Here is a 16,974-nt window from a genome sequence, read left to right as displayed (position 1 = left end):
TTAATCAGCAATTAATTGCCGGCAGCACCGCTCAACCGATCGTACAGGGCGGTGGTTTGTGGGCTCAGCGGAGAATTCAGGTCAACGGCGATATTCGCTTTGCAGCGATGATACACCTGTTCCAACCGGACCCTGTCTCCCCGGTGAAAATGGCAGCGCATGAGGGTCCGATAGACCGTTTCGGCATATCGGTCGATGATCAGGTGCTTTTCGGCCCAGGGGATACAGGCATTCCAGTCCGACCGGGCTTCATAGGTGCGGATAATGGCCAGCAGCAGTTCCCGATAACGGGATTGGATGGCTTCCCGATCCTGAACGCACCAGTCGGCGTAAGGTTCTTCCTGAAACAGATCGCCGTTATAGATGCTTGCGGCGTGCAGCATGGCATCCAGGCGGTTCGGGGCGGCCGGGTCTGTACTCTGTTGAAGCTGCCGGCAGCGGTTGAGAAAATCGATGAAATCGATCGTTCCTTTCCTGCCCGGTTCCAGCCGGTAGCCATCATTCTGCCTCAGGATATAATTCGATGGCACGCCGCGTTTCAGATCCGGCTCCAGCAGTTTGCGCAGCGCGGTCATGGTCACATGGAAGCGCCGGTTCGTTTTCTGGGGGTCCTCTCCCGGCCAGAGCAGTTCCAGGAGGACGTCCTTGGGGATGAATCCCTGCCCGCTTTTCAATGTCAGGTACTGGAAAAGCCGACGGACATTGGCACTGCGCCAGTCGCGGTCCGGAATCACGCGTTCGCCGCAAGAGACCGTAAACGGTCCCAGGCATTGGATTTCCAGCGGGGCCTGCCAGCGCTGTGGAGAAAACGCCGGCCGTGCATCCGCGACCATTTGGTTGCGGTGGGCGGCGTTTTTCTGCCTGGCCAGTTGCGCCTGAAGGGATTCATCCGCTCCGGCAAAAAGCCGTTCGATATAGGAGCGCATGATTCCCCCGGCATGGCAAGCCAGGAGGGTTGAGATCATCCGGTCCCCGCCTTTAAGGACCCAAGGATCGTAATGGTTTGCCCGGGCGATCTGCAGGGCCGTGGCCATGTGATCGATGGCCGATGCGGGCTGCCTTTGTCCTGCGGCGATCTGTGCCTTCAGCCGGAACAGCCGAAAAAGATGAAAATCCGAAACGGCAAACCGGCTGCGCGGGTGGTCGATCCATCCATGGGCGCGGGCATCGTCTCCCTGGTCCATGCATACCTGGGCAAGCCTGAGGGTGAGCGCGGCCCAGGTGAATGGGAGATCGAGCCCATCGATGACCGTCAGCCCCTGGCGCAAAGCGGCTTGCGCCTGATCGGGCGCGTGGCGTGCCTGGTGGTGCATGGCAATGACTTCATGGATAGATGCCTGCCCCCAGAAGTTGTCGTGACGGGTAAAAATCTGCAGCGCCAGTTCGGCGTCATCGATGGATTGCGCGGAATTTCTTCGTGTCACTTGGTTGAGGGCCCGGCTGTACAGCAGCCAGGCATAGGTGGAATCGCTGAAGCCCACCGTTCTTGCCAGGCGGAGTCCTTTGTCGGCGTAGGCGCCGCCCGACCGGTGCCGGCCGCGGTAAAAGGATATCAGTGCGGCCTGGAAATAGGCCAACGGCAGGGGGCCGATCATCCCGTCGCGGCGGAATCCGTGCATGGCCTTGGCATTGATGCGGTACGCCTTTTCAAACGCGCCGGAACAATAGAAACGGTAACTGTAGCAAAGGTTCAGCCAGTTCTCGACAAGCGATCTGCCGGTTTTCCCGGAGCGGGACGAAAAACGGATCGCCTCCCGGTGGTAGTCATCCGCCGCCGGCATATCGCCGAGAATCGCGCAGAAGAGAATCAGGAGCCCGGCAACTTCCATGGAAAAAAACGGATCATCGTGCGGCCTGCCCCACAGTGGCGCCATCTCTTTTCTGGCCCGCCGGATATTGCCGGTAATGTAGTAATGGTAACTCAGGTCTTTCAGACAGCTGGCGACCCCCGATTCATCCTTCTGCCCGCGGAATTGCACCAGTGCTTTTCTCAAGCCGTCAATGGCCTGGTGAGGGTTCCCCTGAATCGAGGTCAGCTTGGCCCGGAGATAGATCAGACGCGGTTCCTGGCTGAGCAGCGCTTCGGGTATCTTCTCCAGGACCATGCCCAGAAATGCCAACGGGCACTCCATGATGTCGCGCATCATCATGCCCTTGATCAGGCGGCCGATCGCTTCAAAATGGCGGCCTGCAAAATAGTGACGGATCGCGCCAAACAGATCGCCGTTTTTCTCCATGGCGTGGCCGATATCCATGTGCAGCGTTGCGATGGCATTGCGATCACGTGTTGTTTCCAACTGGCGGCGCAGGAATTCCTGCAGCAGGTGGTGATACCGGAAAGGGGCGTTCTCATCCGTGCTTTTAAAAGTGAAAAGATGCTCCCGGCAAAGCATGTCCAGGATCGTGCGGGAATCCCGGCGGTTAAGAAGGGTATCGCACAGGTCCGGTTCGAGCCGGTCGAGCAGGGCGGTTTGGATCATGAAACGCTGAAGTTCAGGGGCGAGGCGGTCGAAGATGTTCTCTTTAAAATACTTGAAAATATAGTCCTTGGTTTTGCCCACGGCCGGCAGGCCGCCATCGGGTGCCCCCCCGCTTCGGCCCCTGGCGGCATGGTAAAAGAGGATCAGTCCGGCCGCCCATCCACCGGTGGCCGCGTAAAGGGCAGCCATTTCGGGATCACCGAGCGGTGTTTTCAACTGGTCATGGTAAAGCCGGGCAATCTCTTCCCTGTGAAAGGTCAGATCGTCTTCACCGATGTCCACGACTTCCAGCATGGCGCGCAGGCGGGAGATTTTCAGCGGCGGCTCGTGACGGCTGATCACCACAAAATGCAGCATCGGACCGGAGCGGTGGAGGAGATCCTCCAGGACGGTGTGGACACTGCTGTGCGCATCCACAAGATAGTAGTCATCCAGCACAATGACCATGGTTTGGGTGACCCACCGTTCCACCTCTGCCAGAAGCTCGGCCAGGACCATTTCACGGCGCGTCGATAACAGCAGGGATTCTGCCCAGCGCTCTTCAATGCCGGCGGCAAATCCGGGATGGCGCTCGCGAATGCCTTCCACCAGATAGGTCAGAAAGGTTGCCAGGTCACTATCGGATTCCTCAAGGCCGTACCAGACCCCATCCACCTTTAGATCGGCGATGCACTGGGCGGCCAGGGTGGTCTTGCCATACCCCGCGCCGGCAACGATCAGGCCCATTTTTTGGGTCGTGATGGCGGACAGCATCCCGGCAAGGCGATCCCTTTTCAGCGAATGCGGCGCGGTGGACGCCCTGAGCTTGGAATGTCTGATGGAAAGGTGCTGCTTCAAAAAAAGCCTCTATCTGCAAGTGGGCTAGTTCAATCCCAAACCGACCACCAGTCCCACGGCAATTCCAAGTCCGATGAAAATGGCGCCGACCACGATTCCCACGGCAACATTTTTTGACGCCAGTTCCCGGGAGGTGTCGAAGGGGGTGATGGTATCGAAGAGTTTGTAGCCGGCGGCCATGAATGCCAGGGTCAGCAGGGCGCCGGCAATGGCGTAGACGAAATTGAGCAAGGCGATGGACAGTTCCATCAGTGCAGTACCTCCGTGATGAGTTGGATTTTGTTGATGTAGCCGATGGTCTCGCGGCTGCTTTTCCCGGTGACGGCGGGCAGCGATCGTTCGATGGACAGCCAGCGGTTGGGGTCGAACCCCTTTTTTCGGGCGACCCGCTGGGCCTTGATGATATTCATCTTCCCGGCGTTGTAGGCCCCGAAAGTGAAATTGAGGCGATCGTTAAAGGGGCGCTTGGCCGTCCATGTATTCCACAATTGGCGGTCATAGTAGATCCCGGCGGCAATATTCCAGCGCGGTTGTTCCCGGGACCCTTTGATGACCGGCTGTTTGCGGCGGATTTCGGCAAAGGTGCGGGGCATGATCTGCATGAGGCCCACGGCGCCCACACGGGATTTGGCAGTCGCCTGAAGTCGCGATTCGGCCACGGCCTGGGCCTTGAAATGCCGCCAGTCAAATGCCGGTCCGAAAAATCGTTTGGTGTATTTCGAGAAATAGCGATCGAAGGCGGTGACCTGGTTGTAACGCTCGAAGGCGCCCGATGAGGCCGGCAGGCAGAGTAAAATGGCCAGGCTGAGAAAAGCAAACAATCGGCGATGACGGTGTGATGGTGGCATGTGCATCCTTATTAAAATTTATAGCGTCCGCCAATATCAGCAAACATCACCCCGTCTGTCAACTGCCGGGGGCCGCAACGCCGGGCAACCGCATTTGGAGCCTGTTTTTGACCTTTGCGCCATGAATGGTTAGGATGATCACATTATCCCCACTTGCAACCCAAGGTGTGATCATCATGTTCTCCAAGATTGTCATTTATCAGAATTCGCTGCCGGAATGGTTGATCGGTATCGGCATTGCCGTGCTGGTCTTCCTGGCGGTGGTTGCCGCCAAACGGATCATCCACAAAAAACTGGCTGCGTTCGCCGCCAGGACCGATACGGTCTGGGACGACCTGCTGGCCGAACTGATCGACCGGGTGAATGTGATTTTTATTTTTATCCTGGCGGTGTACAGCGGGTCATTGAAAATTGCGCTGCCCGATGCCACCGGTATCATCTTCAGCCATGTGGTTGGCCTGGTGACCCTTCTTCAAGTGGGCGTGCTCATCTCCCATGCGGTGAGCTTCTGGGTCGCCCGTTTCCGCAAGCGGAAAATCGAGAGCAATGCCGGCGCGGTGACCACGCTGACATCGGTGGGGTTTGTGCTGCGCATGATGATCTGGATCATCCTTTTGCTGATCGGGCTCGACAACCTGGGCGTCAACATCACTACACTGATCGCCGGCCTGGGAATCAGTGGTATCGCCGTTGCCCTGGCGATTCAGAACATTCTTGGCGACCTGTTCGCGTCTTTTTCCATCGTCCTGGACAAACCCTTCGTGATCGGTGATTTCATTATCATTGAAGAATACATGGGAACGGTCGAGCATGTGGGGCTGAAGACCACCCGCATTCGCAGCCTCTCCGGAGAGCAGCTGATCTTCTCCAATACCGACCTGCTGCAAAGCCGCATCCGCAATTACAAGCGCATGGTTGAACGCCGGGTGGTGTTTGCCATCGGTGTGGTCTATCAGACCGCCTATGAGCAGATCCGGCAAATTCCGGAGATGATCAGACAGGCGGTCGAGGCCAACGCCCAGGTTCGCTTCGACCGGGCCCACTTCAAGGAGTACGGCGACTATGCCCTGAATTTCGAGGTGGTCTATTGGATCCGGAATCCGGACTATACGGTCTACATGGACATTCAGCAGGCGATCAACCTGGACATTTTCAGGCAGTTCGGCGAGGCGGGGATCGAATTTGCCTATCCCACCCGGACGATCTACGTGCAGTCCACGGGCGCTGGTGCTGACGGGGGGAACGATCCCGCTGCCGGTTGATGGCCCGGGGCGGGTGTGTTTTCCAACCTGCGATTTATCCAGAAGCCCTCAAACGCTTTTCTCTTTCCTCAATTCCTCGGCCAGTTCCGGCAGGAAACCAGTGAGCTGGGACGCCTCACCGGGGCCGACGATAATCTCCCACTCCGGCAGCGCGCTTTCGAGTTCGGCACTGAACTGGGCGTTTCTGGCGGAGATGACCAGTTTCCGGTGATCCACCCGCTCCTCCAGTTTGCAATCCTTAATGAACCGGATGGTGCTTGGCGCATCGAATTTGCCTTTTTGGGTGCTGCGCAGACAATGATGGCACCAGCACATGACATCCGGCTCGCTGATCTCCTGGAAGCAGAGAAAAATCGGTGTGCGGGAAACTTCCGCCGCCAGGGTGAGATTGTAATAGGTCAATGCCCACGATGAGGCCAGAAGCACCGGTGCATGGCGATCGGGTGCACCGATTTCATAGACCCCTTCAGGGGTCATCAGAGGATCCTGGGGATCACTGAAAAGTTCCATCCGCTCCAGCAAGAGCGGGAAAATACTCTCTGCCTGAAAATCGGAGAGAACCACGATTCCGGCATATTTGGCGATAAACATGGCCGCAATCAATGTTTCCATGGAAAGGTCGTTGGTCATTTCGCAGGGGAACGTGATTGTCGGATAACTCAGTGATTCGACGGCTTGATGAATGGCGGCTCGCCGGATGTGTACCTGATCCGCCAGCGCTTCCCGCACGGTTCGCGCCCCCGTATCCAAAACGATTTCCTGCACGCCGGCGTCGGCCAAACGGCTGGATAACGCGGTGAGCTCCTCCAAACCCTGGGCTTTGGCCACCAGCGGGCAGTCATGCGCTGCGGCAAGCTCGATCATCGACTCGGCATTGGCCGATGTGGCCGAGCAAATCAGTGGTTTTGAGCCGGCGCAGGCCTTCAACCCGGCGGCCATGATTTCAGGATCGTCACTCATCAGGATGATTCTGGCGTCGCTGCCTTTTCTCACTGTTTCAACCGTGTGGGCGAATTTTCGCGCATCCTGCAATTCGTTCTTGATCGCGACCAATTCGGCCCGTAACTCACATCCCATTCGACAATAGCGCACCCGTTGGAACCGCTTGAGCCTGGCATCCAGGTCCGCCTCCGAAGCGGTGTCCGAAATGCATATGGCCAGACCCGTCGGGTTGTTGAACCGCTTGTCGTGGCGGAACATGACGGATTCCCCGCCGATTTTGAGCGCCTGGTCGCCGCTGCCAATGGTAACCAGTTTGATCGGCGGTGCTTCCGCCTGGGCGAGTTTGGCTTTTGCCTCATCCGATACATACGGGCAGGCCTCAAGCTCGATTTTATCGGCGGCCAAACTCATGGCAAAAGCGATACAGGTTGCCATTCCACACTCCCGGCAGTTCGTCTTGGGTAAAAGCTTGAAAATTTCCATTCCAGATAACGCCATGTTTCGCTCCTTTGCTTTGGTGATGAACTTCTGTTCATCGTTATGATCAGGGACAAGTCTACCTCTTCGGGACATCAGCGGGGTCCCGAAGAAATATCGATTTCCATTGTCCGCCTGCCGTGCCCGTGCAAAAAAATATCCCCGTGCCCATAGGGGCACGGGGATATCGTTTTTTATCCCTGTGATCGCAATGTTTGCGCAAAATGCTCTACGTCCCGAGAGATTTTACAACACCCATCACAGGCAGGTCTTCTGGCTTCACTTGCTTTTTGGCGGCCTTCCCATTCAAACAGCAGTGAACAGTGGCACGAGTTGCCAAAAAGAATGCCTTTCAGGATACCCTGAAAATGCGTGTGTTACAGCGGCGGGTCCGCTCCCGATTTGCACGGGATTCCCGATTAAGTCCGTTGGACACCTGTGATCATTAGCTCAAAAAAAGTCTATTATGGGAGACCTCCTTAGCTGTCAAGCCAATTATTCACCCCAGAACGGGGTGCTGTGTGTTCGTGTCAGCCCTGGTGACTTTTAAATGCCGATGATCCGGTAACCAGCTGTTGACAGAAATCGCCTAAGACGGCCAGATCGTCATGGACAATGGCAAACGTTTGGGAAAGGCTCTAGTGCCGTGTCTCAAAAGTTCTGTACTATAAAATGGCAATATAAAATTCGTTAACAACCGGTTGTATTTAACCCATCACTATGCTATTATTTACCAAAATCTGTTGACATGAAGGTATACACACTAAAAAAGTGGGTCAAATACGATGAACGCCATGCGAATCACAAATTGCCAGGATCTATCCTTCTCCGGTAAGCTCTCAAGAGAACGAATCGATCGGGCGCTGGAGGCATTGGGAGCCAATGTCATCAGGCGTCTGCTGTGCTTTGCGCTGTATCTGCTTGGCCTTAACCGCCAAAACATCGCAAAAACGCTCGATATGCCGGCCGAGACAGTCAAGTCCACTATCAGGACGATTATAAACGATGGTTTGTCCGCCCTCCAAGACCGGCGACGGCGGCAATACCAACCTTTGGCCACAATATGTCACCAGTTGCCACCTATTGCGGTAAGACAGCAAGAGCAGTTCATCATCATCGATCTGGGCGCCCCTGATAGACAACTCAAAATTGACAAGCAGGATACTTTGCAGAGCAAAATTGTGCTTTTGACCATGCTCAACTCCGGCTTGCTCACCAGTAAACAAGTTGCCGAGGCGATTGGGCTAACGCGGCCTCGCACGATGACCCTTGCCCGACAGCTGATGCAAAAAGGAGCGCTTTCCTTGGTGGATCAGCGAAAAGGACAAAAGCAAGACTATCGGGTGAGCCCTCAGATCAAAGCCGAACTCATTCAGCAGTTTGCCGTCGACGCCATCACAGGCGGTGCGACCTCGGGCCTTTCGATCTCGGATCAATTAAAAGAGCGTTGCCAGATAACCATTTCGCCACGCACCGTCCGCCATCATCTTGACAAGCTGGGCCTGTCCAAGATCAAACGATCTTTGCCCGAGTTGGTTACCGCAGTAAAAAAAACTTCCAAAGCTGGTGCTTCCGAATAGACAATACCCTGACATGGCCCAAGCCACTTCCGGCAAGAGTCGAACAACGGGCAGCCATTGTGGCGCTGTATAAGGGCGGATTCACACCTGGTGTTATTTCTGTTTTCACCGACTCCCATCGTTCGACTGTCCGTAGATGGATATGCCGGGTTAAAAACGGTGAACCGCTGGCCGACTATCCTCGTTGCGGGCGGCCTCGCACCTTCTCGAAAGACAAACGTCTGATGACCATTGCCGTTTATTGTCAACAAGCGCCACCTCTTCCCGGACTTCACCGGTGGTCTCTTCGCGATGCACAGCGTTATTTCAAAGTACATACAGACTTAATCGGCATGCCCATCAGCCGCTCGACCATCCATCGTATTCTTTTGGAACATGCGCTAAAGCCTCACCGTCACAAATACTACCTACAAATCAGTGATCCGGATTTTTTCCAAAAAATGGAGAATATCATCAGCTGTTACCGGAACCCGAATGAGCATCTGTACTGTTTTGATGAGTGTACCAGCATCCAGGCACTCAGACGGCTTACCCCGAACCTGCCGGTCGGCAGCAATCAGCCGGTTTTGGAGGACTTCGATTACGAACGTAACGGCGTGTGCGACTTGCTTGCTTTTCTCAATCCGGCGACAGGCGAGGTCTACGGCCGTTGCACCGAAAACCATAATCGTCATACCCTATGCGATGTCTTCAGATCCCATGTTGACAGCCATGCCCCCGATGCGCAAATCCATTACATCATGGATAATTTGACGCCCCATTACCATGCTGATTTTTGTCAAACCGTTGCCGAGCTTAGCGGCATTAAATATTCGCCCCTGACAAGCGGTGCTGAACGACGTGAGTGGCTGCAATCTGAGAATAAGCGCATTGTTGTTCACTTTATTCCCTTTCATGCTTCTTGGCTGAACATGGTCGAGATATGGTTCGGCATTCTAAAAAGCAAGTGCCTCAAATACGACCAGTTTCAGTCTCTTGAGCAATTACGCGCAGCTATCGCCGCTTTCATCGATACCTGGAATGAGTTCTTTGCTCATCCCTTCAAATGGTCCTATACAGGAAAAGGCCTTTATGCCAAGGCTGTCCGACGCTTTTGTAGACTGCTTTACATAAAGACAGATCAAATGGATTCCAAGTTTTTGACGAGCCAGCTATTGCTTATGAGCAACATCGCCGACAATTACCTGAATGCGATACCCGTTTCAGACTGGATTCAGCTACTGGACTTGGCAGCCCAAAGCGATGAGTACATCTGTAATATCATCGAAAGGGAAACCGGTCCGATTCGGCTCAAAAAAGCGCGCAATGCGTATGCCCTCTTTTCAGAAGCCCTTGTCCGCAACGATCCACGTCTGGCGAAGGCCGCATAGATTGGGTATTCTTCAATCAGAAACTAAAATTGCCAAAATTGAGCGCAGAACTTTTGAGACACGGCACTAGGGGATCTTCCGCCGGTGGGGATCCCGACCGGGATTGCCGGTAATTTCACTGAGCCGCTGTTGCGTCTCCGGATCGGTGACATGCTCGAACTTATGGGCATGGCGGTGGACATCCGCGTCACAGCAGCCCATGACATCACAAAGGTAGGTCTCCCACAGGCGATGCGAACGGATCAATCCCTGTCCGGCGGTTATCCCTTCATCGGTCAGCGTCAACCCGTTACCGTCAGTCAGAATCAGGTTTTTGCGTTTGAGTTTCCAGATCATCAGACGAATCGTGGATCCCACCTTGAGGGCTTTCTTGATTTCCGCGATGGGAACCGGCGGCGCTCCTTCAGGAGCCAGTTCGTGATAGCGGTAAAGAAAGCCCAGCGTATCGTCACCGATGATTCCAAGGCCCAGGCGCAATTGGTTGGTCGCCCGGCCAATGACGCCGTAACGCGGCGCAAAGAGAAAAACCAGGAGAAACAGGAGGCCGGTGGCCAGGGCCATCATGCCCGCCGTGCTGGTGTCCTGGAACCCGAACAACCGTGGAACGGTAATGGCGCCCATATGCCCCAGCACGGCCGAGGCCGCCGCGAACAATACGCTGATGGCCAGCACGCGGCCCAGCCGGTCGGTGATCAGGTGTGCCGCGGCACCGGGAACGATCAGCATGGCGATGACCAGAATACTGCCCACGCTTTCGAACGCTGCGATGGTGGTTGCCGCCACCAGCGTCATCAGGCCGTAATGCATGATATTGGCGTTGATGCCCATGGTGGTGGCCAAGGCCGGATCGAAGGCGGTGATCCTCAGCTCCTTGAAAAAGACGATAACGAAGATCAGGTTGAGGACCAGCATGATCCCGCTGGTGACGGCGGCCTGGGGGATGTCCTGGCCGAAGATCAGGACCGTATCCAGGGGAGTCAATTCGATGGCGCCGTATAACACGCAGCTCGGATCCAGATCCACATGATCGGCCGCCTGACGAATGAGAATCAGGCCGATGGCGAATAAGGTGGTGAAGACCACCCCCATGGATGCGCCGCGGTCAAGGCCACTGAGGCGATCGATGCCCTGGATCAGAAGGGTGGTCACCACACCGATGAGAATGGCGCCCATCAGCATGGGCAGGCTTGCCCGGCTGCCGGTAATCAGGAAGGCGATGGCCAGGCCCGGCAAAACGGCGTGGCTGATGGCATCGCCCATCATGCTCATGCGGCGCAGCACCAGATAATTCCCCAACAAGGCACAGGCGGCGGCGCTCAGGGCGCCAACCACGACAATCCATGTGTCGATAAAGGTCCATTCCATGGTCAACGCACTCCTTTGATAAGGGGCAGTTTGTGGGGGCTGGGAGGCGGGGCATGCCCCTTGCCGGCATCCAGAAGGGTTTCCAGGCGACTGATGAGTTCCGGTTCCAGAACATGCTCGATCCGGTCGGCGGAAAGATCGACCATGCCCGGTGCCACGTCGGCATGGGTGATCAGGTAGGTTTCCCACAATCGGTGGCGGCGCACGATTTCCTGGGCCGCTTCCCTGCCGGTGTCGGTCAGGCGAATGGTTCCGTCGCTGGGTTGACGGATCAACCCCTGGCGATTCAGGCGCCGCAGGGTTCGCTTCAATGAGGGTGAGGTCCAGGCCCGCCTGCGCATGAGAATTCCGGCGCGCGGGGCCTGTTTTTCGTTATTGGCCGCGGTCTCGTCCCATTCATGAAGATCCCTGAGCAGATTCTCGTTCATGATTTTGCGTTGCAGGCGCTGCCGGTCTATCCCCAAGCGCAACAATCCCCGGGCGGATCCGAAAAACAGACTGACCAGGAAAAAGAAGGAGGCGGCCAGAACGATGACCGCCCCGGCCGGCAGGTTGGCCATCAAGGCCGAAATGCCCGATCCCAGAAAACCGCTGAGCGCGCCAAAAAGACCGGAAAGCCAAAGCAGCGTGCGCAGCCGGTGGGTCCAGAACCGTGCCGATGCGGCCGGAATGATCAGCAGCGCCACCACCAGGATCAAGCCCACGGCCTGCAGTCCGATCACTGTCACCAGGACCACCAGGGCCATCATGAGAAAATCCAGCCGGGTCACCGGCCAACCCTGGGTTCGGCCGTAATCGGCGTCGAAACAGATCAGGGAGAATTCCTTGAAAAAGAGGAGACAGGCCAGCGCCGCCACGAACGCGGTGACCGCAATCAACAGGGCATCCGAGAAAAGCATGGATGCGGTTTTGCCATAAATGAACGAGGAAAGGCCGGCGGCGTTGCCAGCATCCATGCGGGTGGCCATTCCCATCAGGGCGATACCGAGTCCGAAATAGACGCTCAGCACAATGCCCAGGGCGGCATCGTCCTTGAGCCTCGAAAATCGCTGGATGGCCAACACCGATAGGGTACCGATAACGGCAAAAACCGCTGCACCGGCAATCAGCCCGGGCAGGTGTTTGCCATTGCCGGTGATAAGGGTCATGACCATGAAGGCCAGCGCGATGCCCGGCAGGGTGGCATGGCTGAGGGTGTCGCTGAGCAGGGCACGCCGGAGCAGGACCAGAAATGTGCCGATCAAGCCGGCGGCCAGGCCCAGCAGGGTCGTTCCAACCACGACCACGCGAGTATTGTAATCCTGGAATGTGAACACGCGCAAGAAGTCATCCAGTCGGTTCCCGGCGTCGGCGGTCTGGGCCATTGCCGGCATTGTTACCGCACAGAGAAGAAGAGGTGCCATGACAAAGATCGCAACGGCCATTCTTCGGGTTGGGTTCATGGGGATTATCCTTTGGCCGATGGAAAGTTGGGGCCTTTGGCCACTTCATCCAGTGCCTGACTCAACAAGGTGAGCCGGCCGCCATAGGTTTTTTTCAGATTCTCCTCGTTGAAAACCAGATCCACCGGTCCGGCGGCCACCAGGCGCATGTTCAACAGCACCACGTGATCGAAGTACGTGGGGACCGTCTGCAGGTCATGGTGGACCACGACGCAGGTTTTGCCGGCTGCCTTGAGTTCCTTGAGCAGGGCGATGATGGCCCGCTCCGTGGCCACGTCCACACCGGCGAAGGGTTCATCCATGAAGTACAGCTGGGCGTCCTGAACCAGGGCCCGGGCCAGGAAGACCCGTTGCTGCTGCCCCCCGGAAAGCTGGCTGATCTGGCGTTTGGCGTAGTTGGCCATGCCCACCTTTTCCAGGGCGTCCAGGGCGATCTGGCGGTGCGACCGTTTGACCGGCCGCAGCCAGCCGATTCGGCGGTAGAGTCCCATGGCCACCACATCCAGGGCATTGACCGGAAAGTCCCAGTCCACGCTCTCGCGCTGGGGGACGTAGCCCACCAGGTGGCGCTGGGCCTCGTAGGGCTCGCCGTAAATGGTCACCGCCCCGGAAGCGCGGGGCACCAGGCCCAGAACGGCTTTGATGAACGTGCTCTTGCCGGCGCCGTTGGGTCCCACCACGGCAATCAGGCGGCCCTCGGGCAGGGTCAGATCAACGTCCCACAGCACGGGCTTGCGATGGTAGGCCACGGTGAGATCATTGACCCACAACGGCGCCTCTTCAGCGACGGTGGCATCGGCGGGCATCTGGATGGATTGTTTCTCGGGGGTTGCCATAGCCATTCCTTTATTTGGTTTCAGCCAGTTTCCCCTGCATTCCACCAGCCGGCGCCTGGCCGCCCAGGGCCCGTGAGATGAGGGTCGCGTTATGGTCGATCATTCCCACATAACTGCCTTCGTAAGTGCCGGGACTGCCCATGGCATCGGAGAACAGGTTCCCACCGATGGTCACCCGGTGCCCGCGGGCAGCCGCCCCCTCGATAAGGGCCTTGACGTTCTTGTCCGACACGCTGGTCTCCACGAAGACGGCAGGGATGCGGCGGGTTACCAACAGGTCCACCAGCCGGTTGATATCCTTGAGCCCTGCCTCCGATTCGGTGGAAATGCCTTGAATGCCCTTTACTTCGATACCGTAAGCCCGGCCCATGTAGTTGAAGGCGTCATGGGCGGTAACCAGAACTCGCTGATTTTCGGGGATGGAGGCGATGGCCTGACGGGCATAATCGTCAAGGCGGTGGAGGAGTGCCTGGTAGGTTTTTGCGTTCCGATGGTACAGCTCGGCATTGGGCGGATCGAATCCGGCCATGGCCTCGACCACCACATCGACGGCCTTGATCCAGCCGCCCACATCCATCCACACATGGGGGTCGTGATGTCCGGTCTGCTTATCTTGAAGCAGGTAGTCCGCTTTCAATAATTCCGTAACGGCATAAACCGGTCGTTTGCGGGATATCTTGACCAAAACGTCGGACATCTGCCCTTCAAGCAGCAAACCGGAATAAAAGATGATATCCGATTTGAGCAGTACGGCCACGTCGCTGCGGGTTGGGCTGTACACATGCGGATCCACGCCGGAACCGATGATATTGGTCACTTCCGCCCGGTCACCGGCAACCTCGCGAACGATGTCCGCCACCATGCCCACGGTGGCGCCGACGCGGATCGGGTATTTGCCGTCAAAGGTAGCCGCCGAAGCGCTTGCAATCGTGCACAAGACGGTCAATAGAGCCACAATCATCGATTGCCCTCGAATCACTTTGCTCGTTTGCCATTTTGCCCATTTCATGTTGGCTCCCTTCTGTTTTTGTAGCCAAGAAACTTTTTAAAAAAATTAAACCTGGAATAATTTAGGTCAACCAAAAAACGTTATTTGATCGATAAAAATACTTCTTTGAAAGGACATTGAGGTGCGGAATCAGTGCTCACAGTAACACGCATTAGGAAAAAAACACACCCATGATTATGCGTTTATTCAATTATCGGATTTATATTTACGCAAGGATTCGGTATTAAGAAACCCATGCGAATGAGAGCCAAAATAACCGGCCGGACAGGTTGTCGACTGGCAATGACAGTGATCGTACTGGTCGCTCTATGCGTTTTCAGCGGGCGGCGGGCAGCGGCCCACCCGCACGCCTTTGTGAATTGCACGATCTCTTTTGTCATGGACAAGACCGGATTGGTTGGCTGTCACCAGCACTGGACGCTGGACGCGATGACCACGGTGGCCGTCCTTGATGTCGTCGATACGGATCACAACGCGTTCCTTTCCATGGGTGAACAAACGGCGCTGCGCCAATTAACCGTGGAGAGCCTCAGGGACTATCACTATTTCACGGCCATGCGTGTCAATGGCCGGGGCGTCGCGGTCGAAACGATTGCCGATTTTACAGCCGAGGTGCGGGACAACCGGTTGGTCTATGATTTTCTGGTTCCCTGCCGGGTGGCGGCCAAGCCGGGCAAGCGCCAGCAGGTAAAGGTTGCGGTATACGACGACTCTTTTTATACTTATGTGGCCTATTCCGCCGGGGACCGGACCGCCATCGATCCGTCGAAAGATCCGATGTTCGCCAATCGGGAGGCCCCGGCGCGGCCCGGGGATTATCAGCGCTTTGCCGAGGCCGTGGGCATTTCAAAGTTCAATGGAGACATTCAAGTCACGGGTGATCCGCAAGGTTTCCGGATCGATACCCGGGTGGAGGACGCCGTCGACATGGCCTATTTCCACGACCAAATCATTCCCCAAGCCGTTGTCATGACCTTCGAACCCAAATGAGGATGCGTCGTATCGCCTTTCTGATGCTGATGGTGGCGGTCGTGGCGGTCATGCCATGGGGTTATGGCGCGTCAAGCCAGGCGGCCCGCAATCCTTTTATCTCCTCGAAGCGGACCAACGGCACAACCGAAAGCAAGCCGGCAGTTGGCTATCCGGCGCTTTTTCAGCCGGCCATGCAGAAGATCGTCACGGTCCAGTTCGCCATCCGACAGAACATGGTCCGGTTGGCCGGGGATATCCAGCAAGATCCATTCGGCCATGCGTTTCGGATGTTCATGCTCTTCTCCCTGCTTTATGGCATGGTTCACGCTTTGGGACCGGGCCACGGCAAGGTTTACGCCTGTGCCTATTTTCTCAACCGTCCCGGCACCATCAAACGGGGGCTGGCGCTCGGCTGTCTGACCATGCTCGTCCATGTGCTGTCCGGCACAGTGCTGATTCTTGTGGGCGCAACGGTCCTGAAAACATCCGGTGCCATGACCCTGGAGAATGCCGGCGTGGTATTGGAAAGGGTCAGCTATGGGCTGCTCGTCGGGCTGGGGATATTTCTGGCCGGGCACACGCTTTTGCAGTTGCGGACCAAAACGGTTCCCGTCCCCCAGAGCTGCCCGGGCGCATCGGATACCCGAAGCCTCCTGGTTGCGGCTTTGGCCGTGGGCATCGTTCCCTGCCCGGGGGCGGCGATGATTCTGCTCTTCTCACTCACCCTGGGGATTCTGCCCGCCGGTTTGGGCGCCATGATATGCATCGCCGCCGGAATGTCCCTCACCACCGGCGTCTTTGCCGTATTGACCATCGTTCTCAAGCAACGCTTTCTGGGACTGGTGGAAGGCAACCGGCGCCTGTTCAGTTTGGCATATGCGATTCTCGCCTTGGGCGGCGCGGCCGGTATCACGATCCTTGGCATGGTACTTTTTATCGGCAGTGTTAATTGATTACGAATTGATGGTCACCCGTTTGTCGTAAAATTCATCAATCTGTTTTGAGTGATAACTTTAGCCGCGTGCGGAAGTCGGTAACCTTGCCATTTTCCACCGTCATATCCAATTTGGCAATTTCTGCCACTCTAAGATCCTTCAAAGACGTTGATGCGATTTCCACAGCATTGTCCGCTGCAATTTCCCAAGATGCCGGACTTGTTCCCACCAATCCGATGAGTTTGTAAACGCTTTCGCTCATAGGGCTCTCCTTCCTGTTTCTCAGTGGACAGTTGAATAACCGCTACTCACAACAGAATTAAATTCAAAACATGAATTGAGAATACCCTGCACCACCTTCCCGTGTCAATCTTTGTAAGCGTTCACAGGGCACCGCATCTGCTTTGTTGCCGGGCATTTGAAGTATGACCAATACGTCTTCATGCCCGGCGCCGCACATCTGCGGCCCCCTGTAAAACGCTTACCGAACAGGAGGATGCGACCCATTGCCCATTTTAACCCTGTGAATGCGTACCAATCCTTTGGCCTTTTTGGGGCGGGTCAGTCACATCAACCAAATTTTTACGAGACCACCAAATTTTGCTTTGGCTGATTTCGG

14 protein-coding genes and 1 riboswitch are annotated in these 16,974 nt (G+C 56.3%); of the genes, 5 read left to right on the top strand and 9 right to left on the bottom strand.

Features of this window, described 5'->3' with window-relative positions:
* Nucleotides 1-11: 11 nt before the first annotated feature.
* From GN112_RS18955 to GN112_RS18945, 3 genes are read right to left on the bottom strand one after another with little or no spacing between them, the layout of a single operon-like run.
* Nucleotides 12-3,317 (bottom strand): AfsR/SARP family transcriptional regulator, encoded by a 3,306-nt coding sequence (locus tag GN112_RS18955; RefSeq protein WP_155311653.1) that lies wholly within the window; start codon nt 3,315-3,317, stop codon nt 12-14.
* Between the two features lie 24 nt (nt 3,318-3,341).
* Nucleotides 3,342-3,566, bottom strand: a complete 225-nt coding sequence (locus GN112_RS18950) for a DUF350 domain-containing protein (RefSeq protein WP_155311652.1) — start codon at nt 3,564-3,566, stop codon at nt 3,342-3,344.
* A complete protein-coding gene (locus GN112_RS18945) occupies nt 3,566-4,165 on the bottom strand; it encodes a transglycosylase SLT domain-containing protein (protein ID WP_162459013.1) in 600 nt (199 codons plus the stop codon). The genes GN112_RS18950 and GN112_RS18945 overlap by 1 nt, the downstream gene beginning before the upstream one ends.
* 176 nt (nt 4,166-4,341) lie before the next feature.
* Here GN112_RS18945 and GN112_RS18940 point away from each other — a divergent pair, with 176 nt between their 5' ends.
* The gene (locus tag GN112_RS18940) at nt 4,342-5,427 is read left to right on the top strand and encodes a mechanosensitive ion channel family protein (RefSeq protein WP_155311650.1); all 1,086 of its coding nucleotides are present in this window, start codon (nt 4,342-4,344) and stop codon (nt 5,425-5,427) included.
* 48 nt (nt 5,428-5,475) lie between these two features.
* Here GN112_RS18940 and acsC read toward each other — a convergent pair whose 3' ends face one another.
* Nucleotides 5,476-6,867, bottom strand: coding sequence for an acetyl-CoA decarbonylase/synthase complex subunit gamma (gene acsC / locus GN112_RS18935; protein WP_162459012.1), 1,392 nt, complete (start codon nt 6,865-6,867; stop codon nt 5,476-5,478).
* Between the two features lie 225 nt (nt 6,868-7,092).
* Nucleotides 7,093-7,301, bottom strand: a riboswitch (cobalamin riboswitch).
* 339 nt (nt 7,302-7,640) lie between these two features.
* Between acsC and GN112_RS18930 the strand changes: the two genes are divergently transcribed.
* Nucleotides 7,641-8,426 (top strand): COG3415 family protein, encoded by a 786-nt coding sequence (locus GN112_RS18930; RefSeq protein ID WP_155311648.1) that lies wholly within the window; start codon nt 7,641-7,643, stop codon nt 8,424-8,426.
* Nucleotides 8,366-9,796, top strand: coding sequence for an IS630 family transposase (locus tag GN112_RS18925; protein WP_155311647.1), 1,431 nt, complete (start codon nt 8,366-8,368; stop codon nt 9,794-9,796). Before GN112_RS18930 ends, GN112_RS18925 begins: the two co-directional genes overlap by 61 nt.
* A 66-nt stretch (nt 9,797-9,862) precedes the next feature.
* Here the strand turns inward: GN112_RS18925 and GN112_RS18920 are convergent, their stop codons facing one another.
* The 4 genes from GN112_RS18920 to GN112_RS18905 are packed head-to-tail and all read right to left on the bottom strand — an operon-like array spanning nt 9,863 to nt 14,448.
* Nucleotides 9,863-11,161, bottom strand: coding sequence for a metal ABC transporter permease (locus GN112_RS18920; protein ID WP_155311646.1), 1,299 nt, complete (start codon nt 11,159-11,161; stop codon nt 9,863-9,865).
* Between the two features lie 2 nt (nt 11,162-11,163).
* A complete protein-coding gene (locus GN112_RS18915; RefSeq protein ID WP_197743351.1) occupies nt 11,164-12,603 on the bottom strand; it encodes a metal ABC transporter permease in 1,440 nt (479 codons plus the stop codon).
* Between the two features lie 5 nt (nt 12,604-12,608).
* Nucleotides 12,609-13,439 (bottom strand): metal ABC transporter ATP-binding protein, encoded by an 831-nt coding sequence (locus GN112_RS18910; protein WP_269434931.1) that lies wholly within the window; start codon nt 13,437-13,439, stop codon nt 12,609-12,611.
* A 10-nt stretch (nt 13,440-13,449) separates the two neighbouring features.
* Nucleotides 13,450-14,448: a metal ABC transporter solute-binding protein, Zn/Mn family gene (locus GN112_RS18905; protein ID WP_155311645.1), complete on the bottom strand. Its 999-nt coding sequence runs from the start codon at nt 14,446-14,448 to the stop codon at nt 13,450-13,452.
* A gap of 282 nt (nt 14,449-14,730) precedes the next feature.
* On the opposite strand from GN112_RS18905, the gene GN112_RS18900 reads away from it, so the two are divergent.
* Nucleotides 14,731-15,438, top strand: coding sequence for a DUF1007 family protein (locus GN112_RS18900; RefSeq protein WP_162459010.1), 708 nt, complete (start codon nt 14,731-14,733; stop codon nt 15,436-15,438).
* Nucleotides 15,435-16,373, top strand: a complete 939-nt coding sequence (locus GN112_RS18895; protein ID WP_155311643.1) for a nickel/cobalt transporter — start codon at nt 15,435-15,437, stop codon at nt 16,371-16,373. Before GN112_RS18900 ends, GN112_RS18895 begins: the two co-directional genes overlap by 4 nt.
* 37 nt (nt 16,374-16,410) lie before the next feature.
* Here GN112_RS18895 and GN112_RS18890 read toward each other — a convergent pair whose 3' ends face one another.
* Nucleotides 16,411-16,617, bottom strand: coding sequence for a dodecin family protein (locus tag GN112_RS18890; RefSeq protein WP_155311642.1), 207 nt, complete (start codon nt 16,615-16,617; stop codon nt 16,411-16,413).
* Nucleotides 16,618-16,974: the final 357 nt, after the last annotated feature.

This window comes from Desulfosarcina ovata subsp. ovata (genome assembly GCF_009689005.1).
Lineage (GTDB): Bacteria > Desulfobacterota > Desulfobacteria > Desulfobacterales > Desulfosarcinaceae > Desulfosarcina > Desulfosarcina ovata.
The sequence above is the reverse complement of the archived record's forward strand: the minus strand, read 5'-3'. Positions and strand labels throughout refer to the sequence as shown.

Bases quoted from the DNA above. Each gene is read 5' to 3' on its own strand.
- GN112_RS18950 (WP_155311652.1), bottom strand. From the start codon at position 3,566: ATGGAACTGTCCATCGCCTTGCTCAATTTCGTCTACGCCATTGCCGGC.
- GN112_RS18945 (WP_162459013.1), bottom strand. From the start codon at position 4,165: ATGCCACCATCACACCGTCATCGCCGATTGTTTGCTTTTCTCAGCCTG.
- GN112_RS18940 (WP_155311650.1), top strand. From the start codon at position 4,342: ATGTTCTCCAAGATTGTCATTTATCAGAATTCGCTGCCGGAATGGTTG.
- acsC (WP_162459012.1), bottom strand. From the start codon at position 6,867: ATGGCGTTATCTGGAATGGAAATTTTCAAGCTTTTACCCAAGACGAAC.
- GN112_RS18930 (WP_155311648.1), top strand. From the start codon at position 7,641: ATGCGAATCACAAATTGCCAGGATCTATCCTTCTCCGGTAAGCTCTCA.
- GN112_RS18920 (WP_155311646.1), bottom strand. From the start codon at position 11,161: ATGGAATGGACCTTTATCGACACATGGATTGTCGTGGTTGGCGCCCTG.
- GN112_RS18915 (WP_197743351.1), bottom strand. From the start codon at position 12,603: ATGAACCCAACCCGAAGAATGGCCGTTGCGATCTTTGTCATGGCACCT.
- GN112_RS18910 (WP_269434931.1), bottom strand. From the start codon at position 13,439: ATGGCAACCCCCGAGAAACAATCCATCCAGATGCCCGCCGATGCCACC.
- GN112_RS18905 (WP_155311645.1), bottom strand. From the start codon at position 14,448: ATGAAATGGGCAAAATGGCAAACGAGCAAAGTGATTCGAGGGCAATCG.
- GN112_RS18900 (WP_162459010.1), top strand. From the start codon at position 14,731: ATGACAGTGATCGTACTGGTCGCTCTATGCGTTTTCAGCGGGCGGCGG.
- GN112_RS18895 (WP_155311643.1), top strand. From the start codon at position 15,435: ATGAGGATGCGTCGTATCGCCTTTCTGATGCTGATGGTGGCGGTCGTG.
- GN112_RS18890 (WP_155311642.1), bottom strand. From the start codon at position 16,617: ATGAGCGAAAGCGTTTACAAACTCATCGGATTGGTGGGAACAAGTCCG.